This window comes from Ruegeria sp. CDSC025, assembly GCF_059610805.1.
In genome coordinates, this window is record NZ_JBXWOJ010000014.1 from 1 (window position 1) to 21,036 (window position 21,036).

At 56.8% G+C, this 21,036-nt stretch carries 23 protein-coding genes; 12 read left to right on the plus strand and 11 right to left on the minus strand.

The window, feature by feature from the left end; all coding sequences use genetic code 11:
- Nucleotides 1-197: hypothetical protein (locus AC2FH8_RS16805; protein WP_271951280.1), on the plus strand; the 197-nt coding region annotated here is incomplete at its 5' end.
- On the opposite strand, the gene AC2FH8_RS16810 is transcribed toward AC2FH8_RS16805, so the two are convergent.
- Nucleotides 194-784 carry a hypothetical protein gene (locus AC2FH8_RS16810; protein ID WP_496690305.1) on the minus strand — a complete coding sequence of 197 codons (591 nt, stop codon included), beginning with the start codon at nucleotides 782-784 and terminating at the stop codon, nucleotides 194-196. The genes AC2FH8_RS16805 and AC2FH8_RS16810 overlap by 4 nt on opposite strands.
- A gap of 95 nt (nucleotides 785-879) precedes the next feature.
- Nucleotides 880-3,228 carry a DNA topoisomerase IV subunit A gene (locus tag AC2FH8_RS16815; RefSeq protein ID WP_496690306.1) on the minus strand — a complete coding sequence of 783 codons (2,349 nt, stop codon included), beginning with the start codon at nucleotides 3,226-3,228 and terminating at the stop codon, nucleotides 880-882.
- Nucleotides 3,229-3,429: 201 nt separating this feature from the next.
- Here AC2FH8_RS16815 and AC2FH8_RS16820 point away from each other — a divergent pair, with 201 nt between their 5' ends.
- The 6 genes from AC2FH8_RS16820 (at nucleotide 3,430) to AC2FH8_RS16845 (ending at nucleotide 7,737) form a co-directional block, all read left to right on the plus strand.
- Complete coding sequence (locus tag AC2FH8_RS16820; protein ID WP_246097307.1) at nucleotides 3,430-4,032, plus strand: SH3 domain-containing protein; 603 nt, start codon at nucleotides 3,430-3,432, stop codon at nucleotides 4,030-4,032.
- A 68-nt stretch (nucleotides 4,033-4,100) separates the two neighbouring features.
- Entirely contained in the window at nucleotides 4,101-4,928 is an 828-nt protein-coding gene (locus AC2FH8_RS16825) for an SDR family NAD(P)-dependent oxidoreductase (RefSeq protein WP_271951289.1), read from the plus strand.
- An 80-nt stretch (nucleotides 4,929-5,008) separates the two neighbouring features.
- On the plus strand, nucleotides 5,009-5,212 hold the full coding sequence (locus AC2FH8_RS16830; RefSeq protein ID WP_142639289.1) for a twin transmembrane helix small protein: 204 nt from the start codon (nucleotides 5,009-5,011) through the stop codon (nucleotides 5,210-5,212).
- Nucleotides 5,213-5,785, plus strand: a complete 573-nt coding sequence (locus AC2FH8_RS16835; RefSeq protein ID WP_496690307.1) for a cob(I)yrinic acid a,c-diamide adenosyltransferase — start codon at nucleotides 5,213-5,215, stop codon at nucleotides 5,783-5,785.
- Between the two features lie 264 nt (nucleotides 5,786-6,049).
- Nucleotides 6,050-6,808, plus strand: coding sequence for an electron transfer flavoprotein subunit beta/FixA family protein (locus AC2FH8_RS16840; protein WP_496690308.1), 759 nt, complete (start codon nucleotides 6,050-6,052; stop codon nucleotides 6,806-6,808).
- Entirely contained in the window at nucleotides 6,808-7,737 is a 930-nt protein-coding gene (locus tag AC2FH8_RS16845; protein ID WP_142639283.1) for an electron transfer flavoprotein subunit alpha/FixB family protein, read from the plus strand. The genes AC2FH8_RS16840 and AC2FH8_RS16845 overlap by 1 nt, the downstream gene beginning before the upstream one ends.
- A gap of 61 nt (nucleotides 7,738-7,798) precedes the next feature.
- Here the strand turns inward: AC2FH8_RS16845 and AC2FH8_RS16850 are convergent, their stop codons facing one another.
- Complete coding sequence (locus AC2FH8_RS16850) at nucleotides 7,799-8,620, minus strand: DUF6473 family protein (protein ID WP_246097305.1); 822 nt, start codon at nucleotides 8,618-8,620, stop codon at nucleotides 7,799-7,801.
- Between the two features lie 162 nt (nucleotides 8,621-8,782).
- Between AC2FH8_RS16850 and AC2FH8_RS16855 the strand changes: the two genes are divergently transcribed.
- Nucleotides 8,783-9,658, plus strand: a complete 876-nt coding sequence (locus AC2FH8_RS16855; protein WP_142639281.1) for a 3-hydroxybutyryl-CoA dehydrogenase — start codon at nucleotides 8,783-8,785, stop codon at nucleotides 9,656-9,658.
- Nucleotides 9,659-9,723: 65 nt separating this feature from the next.
- Here AC2FH8_RS16855 and AC2FH8_RS16860 read toward each other — a convergent pair whose 3' ends face one another.
- Genes AC2FH8_RS16860 through AC2FH8_RS16890 form a run of 7 tightly spaced genes read right to left on the minus strand, consistent with a single transcriptional unit; the run spans nucleotide 9,724 to nucleotide 15,147 of the window.
- Nucleotides 9,724-10,623, minus strand: coding sequence for a lysophospholipid acyltransferase family protein (locus AC2FH8_RS16860; protein ID WP_271951305.1), 900 nt, complete (start codon nucleotides 10,621-10,623; stop codon nucleotides 9,724-9,726).
- A gap of 39 nt (nucleotides 10,624-10,662) precedes the next feature.
- The gene (locus AC2FH8_RS16865; protein ID WP_142639277.1) at nucleotides 10,663-10,932 is read right to left on the minus strand and encodes an HPr family phosphocarrier protein; all 270 of its coding nucleotides are present in this window, start codon (nucleotides 10,930-10,932) and stop codon (nucleotides 10,663-10,665) included.
- A complete protein-coding gene (locus AC2FH8_RS16870; RefSeq protein ID WP_142639275.1) occupies nucleotides 10,929-11,342 on the minus strand; it encodes a PTS sugar transporter subunit IIA in 414 nt (137 codons plus the stop codon). The genes AC2FH8_RS16865 and AC2FH8_RS16870 overlap by 4 nt, the downstream gene beginning before the upstream one ends.
- Nucleotides 11,339-12,232, minus strand: a complete 894-nt coding sequence (rapZ, locus tag AC2FH8_RS16875) for an RNase adapter RapZ (protein WP_271951311.1) — start codon at nucleotides 12,230-12,232, stop codon at nucleotides 11,339-11,341. The genes AC2FH8_RS16870 and rapZ overlap by 4 nt, the downstream gene beginning before the upstream one ends.
- Nucleotides 12,217-12,687 (minus strand): HPr kinase/phosphorylase, encoded by a 471-nt coding sequence (locus tag AC2FH8_RS16880; RefSeq protein WP_496690309.1) that lies wholly within the window; start codon nucleotides 12,685-12,687, stop codon nucleotides 12,217-12,219. Before AC2FH8_RS16880 ends, rapZ begins: the two co-directional genes overlap by 16 nt.
- A 4-nt stretch (nucleotides 12,688-12,691) precedes the next feature.
- On the minus strand, nucleotides 12,692-14,410 hold the full coding sequence (locus AC2FH8_RS16885; RefSeq protein ID WP_496690310.1) for a sensor histidine kinase: 1,719 nt from the start codon (nucleotides 14,408-14,410) through the stop codon (nucleotides 12,692-12,694).
- A gap of 32 nt (nucleotides 14,411-14,442) precedes the next feature.
- Complete coding sequence (locus AC2FH8_RS16890) at nucleotides 14,443-15,147, minus strand: response regulator transcription factor (RefSeq protein ID WP_142639269.1); 705 nt, start codon at nucleotides 15,145-15,147, stop codon at nucleotides 14,443-14,445.
- Between the two features lie 347 nt (nucleotides 15,148-15,494).
- Between AC2FH8_RS16890 and AC2FH8_RS16895 the strand changes: the two genes are divergently transcribed.
- The 3 genes from AC2FH8_RS16895 (at nucleotide 15,495) to AC2FH8_RS16905 (ending at nucleotide 18,325) form a co-directional block, all read left to right on the plus strand.
- The gene (locus AC2FH8_RS16895) at nucleotides 15,495-17,093 is read left to right on the plus strand and encodes a phosphoenolpyruvate carboxykinase (protein ID WP_496690311.1); all 1,599 of its coding nucleotides are present in this window, start codon (nucleotides 15,495-15,497) and stop codon (nucleotides 17,091-17,093) included.
- Between the two features lie 275 nt (nucleotides 17,094-17,368).
- Entirely contained in the window at nucleotides 17,369-17,746 is a 378-nt protein-coding gene (locus tag AC2FH8_RS16900) for a hypothetical protein (RefSeq protein ID WP_246097302.1), read from the plus strand.
- 36 nt (nucleotides 17,747-17,782) lie between these two features.
- Nucleotides 17,783-18,325 carry a hypothetical protein gene (locus tag AC2FH8_RS16905; RefSeq protein ID WP_496690312.1) on the plus strand — a complete coding sequence of 181 codons (543 nt, stop codon included), beginning with the start codon at nucleotides 17,783-17,785 and terminating at the stop codon, nucleotides 18,323-18,325.
- Here the strand turns inward: AC2FH8_RS16905 and AC2FH8_RS16910 are convergent.
- Nucleotides 18,322-19,086, minus strand: coding sequence for a sulfite exporter TauE/SafE family protein (locus AC2FH8_RS16910; RefSeq protein ID WP_281995881.1), 765 nt, complete (start codon nucleotides 19,084-19,086; stop codon nucleotides 18,322-18,324). The genes AC2FH8_RS16905 and AC2FH8_RS16910 overlap by 4 nt on opposite strands.
- A gap of 144 nt (nucleotides 19,087-19,230) precedes the next feature.
- Between AC2FH8_RS16910 and AC2FH8_RS16915 the strand changes: the two genes are divergently transcribed.
- Nucleotides 19,231-20,922, plus strand: a complete 1,692-nt coding sequence (locus tag AC2FH8_RS16915; RefSeq protein WP_281995880.1) for an acyl-CoA dehydrogenase family protein — start codon at nucleotides 19,231-19,233, stop codon at nucleotides 20,920-20,922.
- Nucleotides 20,923-21,036: the final 114 nt, after the last annotated feature.

Consider the following 21,036-nt stretch of genomic DNA (forward strand, 5'->3'; position numbering starts at 1 on the left):
GTCTTGCCGTGGTCAACGTGGCCAATCGTGCCGATGTTGACGTGCGGCTTATTACGCTCAAACTTTTCCTTTGCCATTCCTCAGGCGCCCTTTTGTGCTTTGGGGGACCCTTGGTCCCGTGGTTACATCTGCGCGCGCGAGATATTGGGTTCAAAGGAGAAAATCAAGCACATCCTGCGGGAAATGCCGTTCTTTAAGCCGGATTTTGCGTTGCTTCACCTGAATCGAGTGGCTGGATCAGTTCGGGACGCCGGTCGAACCAACCGTTTTCCAAATGTTCCTCGGCCAACCATTCTTCGACTCGGTCCGCAACTTTCAGAGCCAGCCCGCTCATTTGCTCTTGTTTCGTCCGTTCATGGCCCGAACCTTTCAGGGCACTGCCGCCGGTTGTGTCTTCCAGCACCTGGAATTGCTTACCTTTGGCAAGAAACTCTTTCTTGTTCACGTCATAAACGTTGACCAGAACAATCGCAGTGCTCTTAGGGTTGTAGATCACCGGAATTCCGGGAGGGGCCAGCATGTAGCCCTCGAGGCTGATGCCGATGTCGTATTCCTGAGCGCCCGTATAGCGCCCAAGGCGGATGTCCACCGCGTTTTGAATGGCAGCAGTCCATTCGTCGGGCGTCGCATCCCGGCTTACCGGCCCCTGCACCGCCTTATCGGCAAAGGCATAGTTTACCCGCAACTTGAATTCGCCCAGCGTCTCAGGCTCTTCGTAAACCTGCGTTTGGGTGCAGGCGCCCATCAGGGCCAATCCGGTGATCAGTGTCAAAATGCGCAACATATCTCGTCTCGATAGGCCTGTTTTTCTTTGATCTAACGCACCGATACGGCTTGTGCCAAGCCGTATCGGCATAAATCCTCTGTGACCGGGCCTGATCAGGAGAATTTAAAATCACGCGGGAAGCCGTATGGCGGCTTTTTCCCGACGCTGGCACGCTTGGCCAGCCATTGCGAAAGATCTGCCTCGTGCCGGGTCTTGTCGCCACCCATGGACCATTTCAGGCCCTCTTCCCAGTTGAAGGTGGTGATATCTGACAGCCCGCCGTCCAATTCCAGCGTCCCCTGCCGCCCGCGCGCCATATTGTATTTCTGCAGGCGAACGCCCTTGCCGCGGGTCATTTCAGGCAGTTCCTCGGTCGGGAAGACCAGAAACTTGCCGTTCTGAGAAACCACTGCAACGTGGTCACCTTCGATCGGCTTACAGATAATCGCTGTTTCGTCGCCTTTGACGTTCAGCACCTGTTTGCCGTTTCGGGTCTGTGCCAGCACATCATCCTCGGGCACGGTGAAGCCGTTACCCGCATCCGAGGCCACCAGCAGCTTGCGCCCCGGCTTGTGGATCAGGATGTCGATTATCTGCGCCTCATTCGGCAGGTCGACCATCAGGCGCAGCGGCTCGCCCATACCCCGACCGCCGGGCAGATTCGCGGCACTGATCGTATAGAATCGACCGTTCGAGGCAAAGACCAGCAGCCGATCGGTGGTTTCCGCATGGAAGATAAACCGTGGCCCATCGCCATCCTTGAATTTCAACTCGCGGTTCAGGTCGATATGGCCGGTCATGGCGCGAATCCAGCCCATCTGAGAGCAGACAACCGTGATCGGTTCGCGGTCGATCATCGCCTCAAGCGGGACCTCTTCGACCTGACCGGCTTCGGCAAACTGGGTGCGCCGCGCGCCGCCCTCATAGTCCTTGCCGAAGGTTTTCTTGGTCTCTTTCAACTGCTCGGCGATACTGGCCCATTGCAGGCTTTCATCGGCTAGCAGATCTTCGAGATTGGCACGTTCCAACATCAGCTCATCGCGTTCGCGAACCAGCTCCATCTCTTCCAGACGACGCAAGCTGCGCAGACGCATGTTGAGAATTGCGTCGACCTGGACCTCGGACAGCTCGCCCTCGCCCGGTTTGGGCGAGACATAGTCGGCCTCATTGGTGGCGCGGACATGGTCGATGCCCCAGTCTTCGCGCATCAGCGCAGCCTTGGGGTCATCGTCATAGCGGATAATGTCGATCACGCGGTCAAGATTCAGGAAGGCAACGATAAAGCCCTCCAACACCTCCAGCCGATGGTCGATCTTGGCCATCCGGTGGCGCGACCGGCGCAGCAGAACCTCTTGCCGGTGATCCAGGAAAGCGCGAAGCACTTCTTTCATCGAGCAGACTTTGGGTGTCACCCCGTCGATCAGCACGTTCATGTTCAGGCTGAATCGCACCTCAAGGTCTGAGTTACGATAAAGCATTCCCATCAGCACCTCGGGGTCTACGTTCTTGGAACGCGGCTCAAGGATCAGGCGAATGTCATCTGCGGATTCGTCACGAACGTCGCCAAGGATCGGGATTTTCTTGGTCTGAATCAGCTCGGCGATCTTTTCGATCAGCTTCGATTTCTGAACCTGATAGGGAATCTCGGTGACGACGATCTGCCACTGACCGCGGCCCAGATCCTCGACCTCGAACTTACAGCGCAGGCGGAATGACCCGCGCCCGGTGCGATAGGCCTGCGCGATATTCGCAGGCGGTTCAACGATTACGCCGCCGGTTGGGAAATCCGGTCCGGGCACGTAGTTCAGAAGCGTATCGTCGCGCGCATCCGGCGTCTTGATCAGATGCAAACAGGCGTCACACAGTTCCGAGATGTTATGTGGCGGGATATTCGTCGCCATGCCCACCGCAATACCGCTGGAGCCATTGGCCAGCAGATTCGGAAATAGCGCGGGCAGAACCACCGGTTCGGTCAGCGTGCCGTCATAGTTGTCACGGAAATCGACAGCATCCTCGTTCAGACCCTCAAGCAGAGCCTCGGCCACGATGGTCATCCGAGCTTCGGTATAACGAGAGGCCGCCGGGTTATCGCCGTCGATATTGCCGAAATTCCCCTGCCCGTCGACCAGCGGATAGCGCACATTAAAATCCTGCGCCAAACGCGCCATCGCGTCATAAATCGCGGCATCGCCGTGCGGGTGATAGTTACCCATCACATCGCCCGAGATTTTCGCCGACTTACGGAACCCGCCCGTTGCACTGAGTCGCAGTTCGCGCATCGCATAGAGGATTCGCCGATGCACCGGCTTCAGACCATCCCGTGCATCGGGCAAGGCCCGGTGCATGATGGTGGACAGCGCATAGGTCAGATAACGTTCACCAATCGCGCGGCGCAGCGGTTCGGCTACTTCGCCCCCGTTTCCGGGGGCCACCATATTGGGGTCGTCGATCGTATCATTCATAGATGATGTGATACGACGCAAGGGCGCGCGGGTAAAGCAAGCAAGACATATTTTACTGGGGACAAGTGGCGCTTTTTGCAACAGGGGGAGGCAACCCCCCGATTTCCCCCGTTTTTCGACTTGGGTCGCGAATTATGCTAGGATGTCTGACATTAGTCTGCTGCCTTTTTTTGTTTTGATTGATCGACCGGGGGATGCGCCATGACGCGCCTGATTGTAATGAGTTTCGCTGCACTTGGCTGGTGCTTTTACGTCATGAGTGGCGGGCCTAATTTCGAGCCGCGCGGTGTGCGGTCAGAACAGCCTGTGCGAGTCGCCTCGAAAGCGGCCCCCAAAACCGTAGCACCGTCTCCGGCAAAAGAGCTTGTGACAAATGTCGCTATGCGCTCGCCGGTCGTGCGCGAGCGCCCGATTGATCCCCAGCCAGCAGTCGCAGCGATTGTCGCAGAACCCGCCAGTCTGGACACTTTCAACGCGCTTTCGGTGTTTGACGATCAGACTGCCAGCATCACGCTTGCGTCCCTGGAAGACGGTGTAACTGGCCTAAAGCAAATCACCAAGGACGTGCAGCCTGAACCCGCCGCCCAGCCTGAACCCAGGAAAGATATCCGGGAAATCTCCGGGACCCGCGTGAACATGCGTGACGGCCCTGGAACGATCTACCCGATTGTTGGCAAAGCGCGCATCGGCCAGAAGGTCGAGGTGCTAAGTGACTCGGGCACCGGATGGTTGCGACTGCGCGTGTTGCCGCAGCAACAGGTGGGGTGGATTTCGACCTCTTTGGTCAGAAAAACACCAGACTGACGTGGAGCAATGATTGTTCCCATACTCTGTGCACCCTAGCTTGGGGCTGGTTCAGAATCGGGAAAATCATGCAGAAGACCATTCTAATTACTGGCTGCTCATCGGGCATCGGACTGGATGCGGCGCATGGGATGCGCGCGCGGGGTTGGCGCGTGTTTGCCTCGTGCAAACAACAGCGCGATTGCGACCGGTTGCGGGCGCAGGGGTTTGAAAGCCCGCGCATTGATTATACCGATACGGCCAGCATATCGTCGGGTTTGAACGAAGTGTTGGAGGCCACCGGAGGCACCCTGGACGCGCTGTTCAACAATGGCGCACATGGCCTGCCCGGCGCGGTCGAGGACCTGCCGACCGAAGGCCTGCGTCAGATTTTCGAGGCGAACTTCTTTGGCTGGCACGAACTGACCAGGCAGGTCATCCCGATTATGCGCAGTCAAGGACACGGGCGAATCGTTCAGAACTCTTCGGTGCTGGGTCTGGTGGCCTATCCGTGGCGCGGCGCCTATGTTGCCACGAAATATGCAATCGAAGGGCTGACGGATACACTGCGCCTGGAACTGGCTGATACGGGGATCAAGGTCATTTTGATCGAACCTGGCCCGATCACATCTAAAATCCGCGAAAACTCAATCCCATTCTTCGAGCGGTTCATCAACTGGCAAAACTCGGCCCTGCGCGAGCGGTATGAGTCCTCTTTGTTGAAAAGACTGTACGAATCGTCGGGGCCGGATCGGTTTGAACTGCCCGCATCAGCGGTTACGACCAAGCTGGCCCACGCCGTAGAATCCAAGCGCCCGCGCCCCCGATACTATGTGACAACACCTACATTTATCGCCGGTTGTTTGCGCCGCATTCTATCGACACGTGCGATTGACCGCATCCTTGCAGGGGTCTGAGGCGAAATAACCCGTTCGCTTTTGGCACGCACGGGGCTAGATGATAGCCCTAGGCAAACAGAAACACGGACGGTGTACTCATGGACCTAATGATGGTCATTTTGCTTTTGGCCATGGCGGCGGTTGTCGTCGTATTGGCGCTTGGCATCTCGAATTTTGGCAAAAGCGGCAGGGACGCGGCACTGAAAAGCAACAAGTATATGCGCCTGCGTATCCTGTTTCAGTTCATCGCCGTGATTCTGATCGTGCTTTACGTCTGGCTGCGCGGTCAGGGAGGTCAGTAAATGGTCGTATTGAACAAGATTTACACCCGCACCGGTGATGATGGCAAAACCGCACTCGGCAATGGCGAACGCGTCGCCAAATACTCGGGCCGCGTGACCGCTTATGGCACCGTGGACGAGTTGAACGCCTTTGTCGGCGTCGCCCGGACCGAGGCAGATGGGGATGTCGAAGCTGCACTCGCCCGCATTCAGAATGACCTGTTTGATCTGGGCGCAGATTTCTGTCGTTCCGACATGGAAAAGGATGCCGAAGCAGACTATCCGCCTCTGCGCATCGTGCCCTCGCAGATTGACCGGCTCGAGGTTGAAATCGACGCGATGAACGAAGCCTTGGAACCACTGCGCAGTTTCATCCTGCCCGGTGGCTCGCGTCTTGCGGCGCATCTGCATGTATGTCGAACCGTATCTCGCCGGGCCGAACGGCTTGCGGTTGAGTTGACCAACATGGAGCCGGTCAACGAAACCGCAGTCAAGTACCTGAACCGTCTGAGCGACTGGTTCTTCGTCGCAGCCCGTTGTGCCAATGAAAACGGAACTGAAGATGTTCTGTGGGTTCCGGGCGCGAACCGCTGAAAGCGGCGTTGCGTCCAGTGGACGCGGCGGCGACCGGAAGGGCGAAGCCCCGGCCCGACGGGCGGGCGCAAACCGATAGCTTCCTGCCTTTTGGGTGGATGTGTGGTGCTTGGTCACGTCAAAAATAGCAAAACGCGACGTCCGTTGCAGATGACGTGACGATTTTGCCCTGTTGCCGCCTGAATTGAATCGCTATTCAAGCCCTCATGAACATTGGTGGAGTCGCGACGCGGCTTGCCGTTTTTTGTGAGGAGCTAGCGCAAAATGAAGGTACTCGTGCCTGTCAAACGCGTGATTGACTATAACGTTAAAGTTCGCGTCAAAGCGGATGGCAGCGGTGTCGATCTCGCCAATGTCAAAATGTCGATGAACCCGTTCGACGAAATTTCTGTCGAAGAGGCAATCCGCCTGAAAGAAGCAGGCAAGGCAGACGAAGTCGTCGTTGTTTCTATCGGCGTAAAACAAGCCCAGGAAACACTGCGCACTGCGCTGGCCATGGGCGCGGACCGTGCCATCCTGGTCGTTGCTGCAGATGATGTCCATCAGGACATAGAACCTCTGGCCGTTGCCAAGATCCTGGCCAAAGTGGTCGAGGAAGAGCAGCCTGGTATCGTTTTGTGCGGCAAGCAGTCTATCGACAACGACATGAATGCAACTGGTCAGATGTTGTCAGCTCTTTTGGGCTGGTCACAAGGCACCTTTGCGTCCGACATCGACATCGACGGCGACAGCGCAAAGATCACCCGCGAAGTCGATGGCGGCATGCAAACCATCAGCGTCAAAATGCCGACAATCGTGACCGTGGACCTGCGCCTGAACGAGCCCCGTTACGCGTCGCTGCCCAATATCATGAAGGCGAAGAAAAAGCCGCTGGACGAGAAAACCGCCGATGATTACGGCGTCGACGTCTCGCCGCGCCTGGAAGTCGTCAAAACCGAAGAACCACAGGCACGTGCCGCTGGCATCATCGTCGGCTCGGTAGACGAGCTTGTCGCGAAACTCAAAGAAGCGGGGGCTGTGTAATGGCTGTTCTTCTTCTCGCCGAAGTCAACAATGGTGAACTGGCGCTGGACGCAACCGCCAAAGCTGTAAACGCAGCAAAGGCACTGGGTGATGTAACCGTTCTGGCCGCAGGCGGTTCCGCTGCTGCTGCCGGTGAAGCTGCCGCCAAGATCACCGGCGTCTCAAAGGTTCTGGTCGCCGAGGACGAATCGCTGGGCCATCGCCTTGCAGAATCCACTGCTGCGCTGATCGTAGGTCTTGCTGATGGTTATGAGCACATCGTTGCCCCCGCCACCACCGATGCCAAGAACGTTATGCCGCGCGTTGCCGCGCTGCTGGACGTCATGGTCATCTCGGACGCGTCCGGAGTCGTCGACGGCTCGACCTTCGAACGCCCAATCTATGCGGGCAACGCGATCCAGACCGTCAAATCTGTGGACGCCAAAAAAGTCGTCACTTTCCGAACCGCAAGTTTTGATGCTGCGGGCGAAGATGGCTCGGCAGCCGTTGAGACCATCTCGGTCGGCGAGAACCCCGGTCTATCGTCCTGGGTGGAAGACAAGGTAGCCACAAGCGACCGCCCCGAGCTGACTTCGGCTGGCGTTGTTGTGTCGGGTGGCCGTGGTGTCGGTTCTGAAGAGGACTTCAAGCTGATCGAAGGTCTCGCTGACAAGCTGGGGGCCGCAGTTGGCGCATCGCGCGCCGCAGTCGACTCGGGCTATGCTCCGAACGATTGGCAGGTGGGTCAGACCGGCAAGGTTGTTGCCCCGGATCTGTATGTCGCTGTCGGCATCTCGGGTGCGATTCAGCATCTGGCAGGTATGAAAGACTCGAAAATCATCGTGGCGATCAACAAAGACGAAGAAGCGCCGATCTTCCAGGTTGCCGATTACGGTCTGGTCGCCGACCTGTTCCAGGCCGTGCCAGAACTGACTGAGAAACTCGGCTGATCAACGGGCTAGACTTTTCCACGAAGAATCTTGCATTGGGCCCGCCATCGGCGGGCCCTTTTCATTGCAGGTTTCTGATCGGACCGACCAAGGCGTCAGCAATCGACCTGTGTGCTGCAGGACCTATCATATATTCCGCCATGGGCTGTTGCAGTGTTCCAAACAGCATATCTTCAAGCTCATCGGACTGCCCCGACACGCTGACCGTCACCTCAACGATCTCGGCGCTGAGAGGGCGCAAGGCCTCGATCATCTGTGGCGTGATCCGAATATCAGCACCGTGCTTGGGCTGATCACTTTCTGCCTCACGCAGGACCTGCAAATTCAACAAGACAACAGGCGCTTCAAGCGCCTCAACAAGCCCCCCAATTCGGTCGATCCAATTCCGTCGCAGCTCTTCTGCGATTACCTCGAACCGCGCATCATTGCGGCCCTGCAACAAAATCATCAGGTGATGTACGAAATGGACATCGGCAAAGTCGATCTCGGGATAGAGAGATTTCAGATCCTCTGTCGGAGCCAGAAAACGGTCGTTGCGTCGGGGATGAACCCGGTAGAATCGATTGGACTGCCCCAATATGTCGCTAAGCTGCACCACGCAGAGCTCTGCTTGGTTCAGTAAACCCCTCAACTCCGTGTCATCGCACAGCGCATCTACGCCGCAAAAAAGGCTTCCGAAATTCAGGCACCGTCTGTCCAACCTCTCTTCGAGAACTGCCGCGAATGGCTGCTCGACGAATCGCCCGAATGTTTCGGTCCCACCTGCGCAGGCCACAAATGACTTCTCCAGCGAACGCATTGGCCCACGAAACCACAATCGTGACTCACCGTATTGGCACACGTCATGCTCGAGTCGCCCCGAGCCAGCTTGATGATAGCTCATATCACTCACCCAATTTTCACCCGGATGCCATCTTGCAGCCGCAAGTCTTGAGAATCTCCTAATGTGCGCATTTGAAGCAAAGTCGAACGGTCTGATCCCCTTGCCGCCCGCCCCGATCTGCCGATAGTGTCATCCTACCCCGTGGCACAGAGGCATCAAAAAATGGATGTAAAATCAGTCGGAGTGATTGGCGCAGGCCAAATGGGCAATGGTATCGCCCACGTACTGGCTTTGGCGGAATATGACGTTCTGCTGAACGACGTTAGCCAGGACGCGCTGAACAGCGCCATGGCGACGATTGAAGGAAATATGGCGCGCCAGGCATCGCGCGGAAAAATTTCGGATGAGGAGATGCAATCCGCGCTGAAACGCATCACGACCACAATGGAGCTGCCACAGCTGGGCCAGACTGACCTGGTGATCGAGGCCGCAACCGAGCGTGAGACCGTCAAACAAGCCATTTTCGAAAGTTTGCTGCCACATCTGCAACCGCATACAATCCTGACGTCAAATACGTCATCTATTTCGATCACACGTTTGGCGAGCCGAACAGACCGGCCCGAACGCTTTATGGGTTTTCACTTCATGAACCCAGTTCCGGTGATGCAACTGGTTGAACTGATCCGGGGCATTGCTACGGATCAACCAACATTTGCTGCCTGTAAGGCCGTTGTAGACCGCCTGGGCAAAACCGCCGCCAGCGCCGAAGATTTCCCGGCTTTCATTGTCAACCGCATCCTGATGCCGATGATCAACGAGGCCGTATACACCCTGTATGAAGGCGTGGGGAATGTTCAGTCGATTGACCAATCGATGAAATTGGGCGCAAACCACCCGATGGGACCACTAGAACTGGCTGACTTTATCGGTCTGGACACCTGTTTGGCCATTATGAACGTGCTGCATGATGGATTGGCCGATACCAAATATCGCCCTTGTCCGCTGTTGACGAAATATGTCGAAGCGGGCTGGCTGGGACGTAAAACGCAGCGTGGTTTTTATGACTATCGGGGCGAGGCGCCAGTGCCGACCCGGTAAAGGCCACCGCCCGGAATTCATCCGGGCGCAGCCACGAGATTGTCCTGATCAGGTGAAATTGCAGGTCAGAGCTTGGTTGCCTGCCCAAGACCCAGCGTGTGCTTTCTGAGCCAAGCCATAAAGCCGCGCGGATCTCGCTCCAGCAGCTGCATATCCTCATCCGAGATCGGTTCTCCGATCACCGGGGATTGCGGTTTGTTGCAGGATCGAACGATCTCGTGCAGCAACAAACCCTGGCGCAGAATCGCAGAAAGTTTGTTGGCGATCTGGTAGGCACGCGAATTCCTGCCAGGGAAAAAGATCGGCAGGACCTGCGCGCCGGATCGACGGATCATTTTGGCCGTGAACACGTTCCACTCACGCTCGATCACCGGCCCGAACCAGTCATCCGAAGACATCACAACGCCTGAAGGGAACAAGGCCACAACGCCCCCGTTTTTCAGATGCTCCATCGCATTGCCGCGCATCTCAAGCATCTTGGCCTGTGCCTCGGGATCGTGCGGGAAGGGCACCGGAATCATGAACGACGTCGCCGCCTCGTCCAAACCTGTCAGAACCGAACGGGTCAAGATCCGATAGTCGCTGCGGACCCTGCCGATCAGCTCTGCCAGAATCATGCCGTCGACCATGCCATGGGGATGGTTGGCTACGACGACCACGGGCCCCGTTTTTGGAATACGCGCGATCTGTTCCTCTGGTGTGGTCAGGTCGATGCCCATTATATTAAGCGCACCTGCCCAGAACCGTTGGCCGCGGAATTGTTCATTCTGCTTCTCGAACTTGTTAACCATACCCAAAATGGTCAACTTACCCGTACACCATTCAATGGTGCGGATCGCTGTTGCAGTCCAAGGGTCGTCGAACGAGTTTGCGTAGGTCAGGGTCTTACGATCATAGATCTCGCCCTGGTCCTTGGTCCCATCCACCACCGGGCCTGTCTTGGTCTCGTGCGTTGTTTCCGCCAATTCCTGGTTATCCCGTTCTTCGTATCACGGCGGGTGCGGTCAGAAACCTTCTCCGAACTTGTCGTTCACCAGAGTCTCCAACGCATCAGCCAACGCCTCAGCATCCGGTCCGGACGTCTCGACGTCAATAGTCGTTCCACGAGACGCTGCCAACATCAAAAGACCCATAATGCTGTCGCCGGATGCGGAAAGCCCGTCTTTCGACACCTCGGCCTGAGCGTCGAACCCTTCTACCAACTCAACCAGCTTGGCCGAGGCGCGGGCATGCAGGCCCTTTTCATTGATAATTTTCAAGCTTCGGGTGGTCATTCTTTATCTGTCCGGTTCTCGTCAAACGTCACATTTTGCGCATTGATATACTTACGTCCAGCTTCCATTGCCTGCCGCACGGCTTCGCCAATCGGCAGGTGGCGGGATTTGGCCAGTTTTATCAACATGGGAAGATTTGCGCCGTAAAGGATACGGCGATCCTGCGGCGCGCAGGCACGCAGGCTGAGATTCGAGGGGCTTCCGCCAAACAGATCGGTCACGACGACAACACCGTCACCAACATCAACACTGTCGGCGGCCGCACAGATTTCCGATTGCTTCGCTTCGCGATCATGATCGGCCTCGATCGAGATCGCGGCCAGGCCGGGCTGATTGCCGACCACATGCTGCATCGCGGCCAAATATTCTTTGGCCAGCCCACCATGTGCTACGAGTACGATCCCGATCAATCCGGCCTCACATTCAACGATCGTCTTTCCATTTCGCGATGCCTAATTGCCACTTGCTGCCCCCCCTCTGCAAGGGCCTTTGCAACCGCTTCGGCCATTGCAACCGATCTGTGTTGCCCTCCGGTACAGCCAAAGGCCACGGACAGGTAGGCTTTGCCCTCGGCCCGGTAGGCGGGCAACAACAAAGTCAGCAGGTCAACCACCCTTTCGAAGAAAGGCGCATAGTTCGCGTCGGTTTGAATATAGCTCGCCACATCCGAATTGCGACCATCTTCGGCCCGAAGCTCGGGACGCCAGTACGGGTTGGTGAGAAAACGGCAGTCAAAGACCATATCCAATCCGCGAGGCAAACCACGCTTATAGGAAAATGATTCGATGGTTACCGCCAGATGCCGCCCACCCTGAGGCGCAAACCAACGCTCTACCTCTTCGCGCAGTTGGTGAACATTCAGTGGCGTGGTGTCGATCAACGTATCTGCAAGTTCACGAATTGGGGCCAGCGACTCTTTTTCCTGGCGCACGCCGGTTTCAGGGCTGGCATCCGCAGACACCGGGTGACGTCTGCGGGTTTCCGAATACCGGCGCAGCAGGACTTCATCGCTGCAATCGAGATAAAGCGTGGTCAGGTCAACCTGTTCCATCCACCGAAGCTTAGCCAGCAATTCGATGACGCCAATCGTGGAAAAATCGCGGTTGCGCGCATCAATACCAAGCGCCATGGGACGGTCAGTTTTTGGCCCGTCTAATAGACGCAGCAAAAGACCCATGGGAAGGTTGTCGATGGCCTCGAACCCCAGATCCTCTAAGACACGGATTGCGGTGGACCGGCCTGCGCCGGATGGGCCGGTGACAAGTACGATGCGTCTTTGGGTCGTCATTGATTGGGCCATTCCGGGTCTGCGCACCCGTTTTTCATCAGTAGCAAGAGCGCTGCTGGTAAATTGGAGACGCCAGCGCCCCGAAGCAAGGGAACAGTTTGCCTCAGGATAAGAATTGAACGGGGTTCTGGCAGGCGCTCGGGTTCTTCTTGCGCCATGTCCACCACAAAGCCAACCGGCACCGGCCCAACCGAGACTGCCCGCAACAGGCCAAGACCTCTTGCCTCGATCAGTCCACCGATATTTGGAGCCGCCTCTGCCAGGGCGAGATTGCCATCCATATACAACCGAACCCGATCGTCCGCGACCAGATCGGCCCCCAACGCCATCATCTGCAAAGACAGCGCTGACTTCCCGGTGCCCGAAGGCCCCACGATCAAAACAGCACGGTCTGCTACCGCGACGCAAGAGGCGTGAACGATGGCAGTATCTTTGTGTTCAACAGAGGAGAGTGCGGACGTGCTCACCGCGTCAAACCGGCAGGCCCACGACGAATCGCGCGCCCTGAGGGTCTGATGTTATGTCCGCTTCGGTCGGGCGGATATTCTCGGCCCAAATCACCCCGCCATGCGCCTCGACAATCTGTTTCGAGATCGCCAGACCCAACCCCGAGTTATTGCCGAAATGCTCAACGGGACGTTGGGAATAGAACCGTTTGAACACTTTGGTCAGGGCCTGCTCGGGGATGCCTGGGCCAGTGTCTTCAACAACAACCAGAACCCGATCCTCGCGCCGGCGTACCCACACACGTATGGCATCGCTTTCTTCGCAGAAGGAAATCGCATTGGTGATCAGGTTTACGAACACCTGCGCCAATCGCGCCTCAAGCCCGGTCACGGTGATTGGTTCGGGCGGCAGATCAGTGATGTAATCGATTCCCTTGGCGCGCGCATCCTCGCCCAGATACTGACCGAGGTTTCCGATCAGGTTCAACAAATCAAATGGCTGTTCTTCCTCCTTGACCAGTTCGGCGTCCAGGCGCGAGGCGTTCGAAATGTCGCTGACCAGACGATCCAGCCGACGGACATCATGTTCGATCACCCCCATCAGCTTGTCGCGCTGGTCGTCTCTTTTAACCATGCGCAACGTGCCCACAGCAGATTGAAGGCTGGCTAGGGGGTTTTTGATCTCATGCGCCACATCTGCCGCGAATTGTTCGTTTGCATCAATCCGGTTGTACAGCGCTGTAACCATGCCGCGCAAAGCTCGGCTGAGTCGTCCGATTTCGTCCGGTCGCGCGCTCAGATCGGGGATGCGGATGCGGCCCGGGTTGACCCCCGCACCGCGGTCTTTGCCCATCTCGGCGGCGGATGCCAGATCGGCCAGCGGGTTGGCGATGGTCGAGGCGAGAACAAGGCTCAAGCCAACGGAAACCAAAAGCGCCACGACGAACATGCGCAGGATCCGCTCTTGATCACGGCGGGCCAATGCGTCGATTTCTCCGGCGGGACCGGCCATGGCAACTGCGCCAACGGGCTTTCCATCCAGTTGGATTGGGGCCGCAGCAACGATAACCGTTTCGCCTGCGTCATCCTGAACCGCCTGTACCTGAATATGCCCGGTCAGCGCCTGTGGAATGATGGCCTGAACGCGTTGGGCCAAGGTTGGCGCTTCGCTGGTTTCATCTTGCTTGAACACTTTGGACAGCCCGGTCCAGACCGCGTTCAAGGCATCACTGATCAGTGTGCTTCCAGTCTGCGCATCAGCTTCTGAGCGCAGCATGACCGGCATCTCCGAGACCGCAGGCGCGCCGCGCGTCCAACCAATCAGCGTCCCTCGGGCATCGTAAACAAAGACTTCACCGCCGACCGGCAGGCTGAGACCAGCCAACGTATCTTTGACATCCAGGATGGCCGCGTCGCGGGTAATGCCAGTCACATTCTGTCGCAGCTGGGTTTCAAATACGTTGCTGACCAACTGCGCATCACCAACCAAATTCCGGGCGGTCTGCTGCACCTGTTCTTCTCGCGAATTATCCAGATATAGCAATCCGGTGACCAGAATCACCAATGCAATCATGTTGAATGTGATGATCTTGCGCGCCAGAGGCGAGCCCCGCAGGGAAAACAGATTGCGGCGGCCGCGTGTGGCCCTGAGTTCGGCGGAATCGTCGCTCTGGGGGATGACCCAGTCATCTCCAAGAACGACGTCACCGTCGCGTAACTCGTTTTCTTGCTCAGTATCGCGCACGAGACCCAGTAACCCCTTAACTTAGGCCACGCTTATTCTTCGTTGTACCGATACCCAATACCATACAACGTTTCGATGGCCGAAAACTCCGGATCAGCTGCGCGCATCTTTTTGCGCAGACGCTTGATGTGGCTGTCGATCGTGCGGTCATCTACATAGACCTGATCGTCATAGGCAACATCCATCAGCTGATCGCGGCTTTTGACAAATCCCGGACGCTGCGCCAAGGCCTGCAGCAACAAGAACTCGGTCACTGTCAAAGAGACATCCGATCCCTTCCAGCTCACCGCGTGGCGCAAGGGGTCCATCCGCAATTCGCCCCGTTCCATCACCTTGGCGTCGCCTGTGTTGGCAGCCACGGGATCACCCGAGGTCGCTTCCTGACGGCGCAGCAAGGCCCGTATCCGTTCAACCAGCAACCGTTGCGAAAAGGGCTTTTTGACATAATCATCAGCACCCATGCGCAAACCCAGAACTTCGTCGATCTCGTCATCTTTCGAAGTCAGAAAGATCACCGGCATCTGAGTCTTCTGCCGCAGTCGCTGCAGCAAATCCATGCCATCCATACGCGGCATCTTGATATCCAGCACTGCCATATCGGGCAGCTTCTTGTTAAACGCATCCAGAGCAGCCTGCCCGTCGTTATACGTTTCTACCTCGAAACCCTCGGCTTCGAGCGTCATGGATACGGACGTCAGAATGTTCCTGTCGTCATCCACCAGTGCAATCTTTGACATCGGGTTAACCCCTATTCCTGCTCTCATACGAAACAATTCGCTTATTTGTAGGGCATTTTTGTCGTTTTTATGGCCGCGAATCAATCGCCATCTACGAATCGTGCGATTGTTGTCACACACATGCGGCAAAAAAGCCGTTAATGGTCTTCGAAAAGTGTCTGTATTTCCGGCAGAAAAAACATGGTGGCGCTAAACCTGAACTTGGTTGCGCTAACTGCGCCAAACCGTCCTGTTCACGCCCTAAACGACCATGATAAGACCCGCCCAATCGCCGGTTTTCCCGGTACACTGCCCCAAGAGCGCACCTTGGCCAATCTGCCGCCGCGCCGCCACAGGAGAAGACACACATGACATCTGGACGGGTGAACCCGCAATTCCGCCTCGAAGATCAGGGCATCGAGGGTCTGGGCAATGTCTATTACAACTTCATGGAACCGGCACTGATTGAAGAAGCCCTCAAGCGGGGTGAAGGTACACTTGGCAATGGCGGAGCTTTTCTTGTCAGTACCGGCAAGTTCACTGGCCGTTCTCCCAAGGACAAACATGTTGTCCGCACCGACAGTGTCGCCGATTCGATCTGGTGGGAAAACAACGCCGAGATGAGCCCCGAGGGTTTCGAAACGCTTTATGCCGATTTGATCGAGCACATGAAGGGTCGTGACTATTTTGTGCAGGATCTGGTCGGTGGCGCCGACCCCGCTTATTCGATCAACGTGCGCATGGTCACCGAACTGGCATGGCATAATCTGTTCATCCGTCACTTGCTGCGCCGCCCGGATCGTGAAGACCTGGATGAGTTCATCGCAGATTTCACAATCATCAACTGTCCCAGCTTCCGGGCTGATCCGGCCAAGCACAACTGCCGTAGCGAGACAGTGATCGCACTGAACTTCGACCGCAAATTGATTCTGATCGGCGGCACAGAATATGCCGGTGAAAACAAGAAGTCCGTCTTCACCCTGCTGAATTACATGCTGCCCGAAAAAGGCGTGATGCCGATGCATTGCTCGGCGAACCACGCGGTCGGCAATCCCGTTGATACCGCAGTCTTCTTTGGCCTCTCGGGAACTGGCAAGACCACCCTGTCCGCTGATCCGGCCCGCACCTTGATTGGCGATGACGAACATGGATGGTCAGACCGTGGCACTTTCAACTTCGAGGGCGGGTGCTATGCCAAGACGATCAACCTGAACGCCGAGGCCGAACCCGAGATCTATGCAACCACCAGCAAATTCGGCACCGTGATCGAGAATATGGTTTTCGATCCCGAGACCAAGGAGCTGGATTTCGAAGATGACTCGCTGACCGCAAACATGCGTTGCGCCTATCCGCTCGAGTATATCTCCAATGCCTCGAAAAGCGCGTTGGGCGGGCATCCGAAGAACATCATCATGCTGACTTGTGACGCGTTTGGTGTTCTGCCCCCGATTGCGCGGCTGACCCCGGCTCAGGCGATGTACCACTTCCTGTCGGGCTTCACCTCGAAGGTTGCTGGCACAGAGCGCGGCGTGACCGAGCCCCAACCCACATTCTCGACATGCTTTGGCGCGCCGTTCATGCCGCGTCGCCCAGAAGTCTATGGCAACCTGCTGCGCGACAAGATCGCCCAGCACGGCGCGACCTGCTGGCTGGTGAATACCGGCTGGACTGGCGGCGCCTATGGCGTTGGCAGCCGGATGCCGATCCGTGCGACCCGCGGTTTGCTGACTGCCGCTCTGGATGGATCGCTTCGGGATGCGGAATTCCGCAAGGATGCGAATTTTGGCTTTGATGTGCCGGTTTCCGTCCCTGGTGTCGCCGAAGTTCTGCTGGATCCGCGTCGCACCTGGGACGACCAGGCCGCCTTCGATAAACAGGCTGAGAAGCTGGTTCAGATGTTTGCTGAAAACTTTGAGCAGTATCTGCCTTTCATCGACGAAGACATCAAAGCCGTAGCAATCGGTTAATGTTGCAAAAGGGGGGGCAAACCTCTCCCCTTTTTTTCGGACAGCACATCTGTTGGCAATCGTCCTTATACGTCTAACGTAAGGTGTCCTTACAAATTCGTTGCCCGATTTGCCGGTTTAAGCTATCCAATGATGTCATTAAGACAAATTCGCCCGACGCAATCGCGCCGGGCGTTGTTTAAAAATACCTTGGGTAACTCAGCCGCGCACTCACATTCGCGAATTGAGAAACCTAATCAGATAGCAAGTGTATGCCAATGGGGATGAGTGTCAATATGAGACTTTCTGAACATTCAGATTTCAGTTCGTCTCATACCGCTGCTTTGTCGCAGCGCGTGACATGGGAAACGACAGGTAACGAAATGACTGAAATCTTGAAACTGACCGAACTGCGCAAACTGATGCAAAGCATGGAGCGCACGTTGGGGCTGGAACAACTCTCACCGGTAGAGCGCGATATCTATTACGCCGCCGAAGAACTGTCCAAAGCTGACCAGGAAGTTCGGACATTTGGGTTGATTGAACACACGCTTGTGCAAAGCGTCTCGCGCCCGACCTTTTTTCGTGCTCTGAAGTCGCTGGTGCAGAAGGGGTATTTGTCACAAAGCGGTAGCGCGAACCGTGGACGGTATGTTGTGCATGCGCCTAAGTAATAAAGCGTTTGATCTGCGCATTGCTGGCTGACCGCCGTGCGCAGATGGGCCTCTGATACGTTCTTTGCCTCACTGGCCTACGTAATTGCCTCGTTCCTTACGTTCGAGGTTCTGATGCCACTGCAGAACGTATTCTTCCCCGAATATCCCAGCAAGGCCAGCCTGCTGTTTCTCCCGCATGGTGTGCGTGTGCTCTCTGCTTGGTTGTTGGGGTGGCGGGCGATTTTTGCGCTCTTGCCCGGTGTCTTTCTTGTCTTTGCCTTTCTCGGCGGAAGCGACGTCTTCCTGCCCAACCGTCTGGCCGCCATAGCAATCGCCGTCACAACCGTTCCTGCTGTATTTTACCTATGCAAATGGGTCGGCTTCGATCTGTTTCCCCACCCGGACCGCAAACCATGCTGGTCCTGCGTGATGGGGGTCGGGATCGTCACGTCAGTATTGGTGTCCGTACTGACCAACCTGGCTTTTGGCAGCGGTGGGCTGGAATATATCGCCTTCCTGATCGGCGATATCTCGGGCCTGTTCTTTCTGATGCTGGGGCTCTATTTCACGCTGCGCGCGATAGATCGGCGTGCCTAGCCCATCAGCCCGCGTCGCAACAGGTTCAGCCCTGCGATAAGCAGCACGAACAGGGTGATCTTGCGAAACAGCGCCTGATCTATGCGCGCCTGCAGTTGCAACCCCACCCACATGCCCGCCAGCCCCGGCAGCACCAGAGCAGCCGAGAACGGAGCGGTTTCGGCGCGGAAAATCCCGGAGCCCATATGCGCGAACAGCAACGCCAGCGCCCCCAAACCATAGATGACCCCCTGCACACGCATCTGCACCGCTTTCGGGGTGTTTAAGGCGGTCAGATAAGCCACGGTTGGTGGTCCCCAAATTCCAGACATCCCCCCGACAAAGCCTGCAACCGCAGCGATCATGCCCTCTATTCGGGCAGATGGGCTGGCCAATTTCAGACGCAGCCCCAATACCTGGATCAATGCAAAGACTGTCACCGGGATGCCAATCATCAACAAAAAAGTTGATGCTGGCACTGCGCTGACCAACTGAGCACCAATCAGCAGAAACACCAACCCGACAACCAGAAATACACGGAACTGACGGATCGAGGACACGGCGGCCGGAACACCCCCGCGCAATGCCTGCACCCCATTTGTCACCAGGGTTGGCAGGATAAGCCCCGCGATCGCCAGATCCGGCGAAAGGAACATGCTCAGCCCCGAGATCAGAACCATTGGCATGGCGAACCCGACCATGCCTTTGACCCAACCGGCAATGAAGGCAACCCCACAGGCTAGCAGCAGTTCTTGGGCAGAGAGCATAGAAAACAACGTCATGTCCCCCTGATATCACTCCTGACAGGTGCTGCACTGCAAAAATGATCAAGCAACTTTAGAACTTTTTAGTCGCATAATTCGTATTTTTGTTGCGCTGCACGTGCAGCATGATATGACCAGACGACTTTAGGAGAGAGCTGATTCATGGCCCATGACGGACAGGATATGACCCAGATGATTGCATCCGCGATTTTGCCCGAGCTTCTGACGCTGACACGTGCGGCTCTGCCGGCTGTGGACACCGTATTCGAACGCGCCCGCGAGTCGGTCCGCGCGATGGTGACAGAAGATGGTCGCGTGTCCGGCGCTCTGATCGAGGCCAATCAGACCGCCGCTCATGGGTTGGCATGGCTGGCGACATACAACCAGTCGCTGCAGCAAATGCAACGCTGGGCCGATGCTTTGGAGGCAGAAGGCAAATTCGGCGAGATCGAGCAGCTGCTGCACCAAATCGCCTTTGGTGAATACCTGCATCAGGTCGCGGGCGGCATCCCAATGAACCAGGGTGAGATTTTGCGTCTTCAGGACATGGGTCTGGGCTGGGACGCGCTGTCCGGTTTCCAATGCGCTGAAGTTCAGACACTGATGGCACAGGCCAATTCACAGGCTGCACGCAGTCGCTTGGTTGAACTGATGGAAGAACAGGCCGGTGCCGCGATGTTCGGAACGTCGGGCCTGGACGAAGAACTGGAAATGATCCGTGACCAGTTCCGCCGCTATGCCCAGGAAAAAGTCGAACCAAACGCCCATGATTGGCACCTCAAGGATGAGCTGATCCCGATGGAAATCATCGAGGAACTTGCCGAGATGGGTGTATTTGGCCTGACCATCCCCGAAGAGTTCGGAGGGTTTGGCCTTTCCAAGGCCTCGATGTGCGTGGTGTCCGAAGAATTGTCGCGCGGCTATATCGGCGTTGGATCGCTGGGCACCCGGTCCGAGATCGCGGCCGAGCTGATCATTGCCGGTGGAACGGATGAGCAAAAAGCGCAGTGGCTGCCCAAGATCGCCAGCGCCGAGATACTGCCGACAGCAGTTTTCACTGAACCCAACACAGGCTCTGATCTGGGCAGCTTGCGCGCCCGAGCAGTCAAGAATGCCGAAGGTGATTACGAGATCACCGGCAACAAGACCTGGATCACCCATGCGGCCCGGACCCATGTGATGACTTTGCTGGCGCGCACCAACTCTGACACTTCCGATCATCGCGGCCTGTCGATGTTCCTGGCGGAAAAGACGCCCGGCACGGACGACAACCCCTTCCCCACCCCAGGCATGACCGGTGGCGAGATCGAAGTTCTGGGTTATCGCGGGATGAAAGAATACGAGTTGGGCTTCGATGGGTTCAAGGTCAAGGGTGAGAACCTACTGGGCGGCGAAGAAGGCAAAGGCTTTAAGCAGCTCATGGAAACCTTCGAATCCGCCCGCATTCAGACCGCAGCCCGCGCCATCGGTGTGGCCCAAAGCGCGCTGGACATCGCCATGCAATATGCGCAGGACCGCAAACAGTTCGGCAAGTCGCTGATCAACTTCCCCCGCGTGTCCGGCAAGCTGGCGATGATGGCGGTCGAGATCATGATCGCACGACAGCTGACCTATTTCTCGGCTTGGGAAAAAGACAACGGTCATCGCTGCGATCTTGAGGCCGGGATGGCCAAGCTGCTGGGCGCCCGCGTGGCCTGGGCTGCTGCCGATAACGGCCTGCAGATCCACGGCGGCAACGGCTTTGCACTGGAATACAAGATCAGTCGCGTGCTGTGTGACGCACGTATTCTCAATATTTTTGAAGGGGCTGCCGAAATTCAGGCACAGGTGATCGCGCGGCGTTTGCTGAGCTAACCTGTAACGGCAACCCTGTTTCCCCGACTTGACCCGGCGCGCGCGCCGGGTCTTTTTTTGCCCAAACTACTGCAGCCCTCAGTTCCTCGAAATCCTGCCCTTACCTTCCCTGCT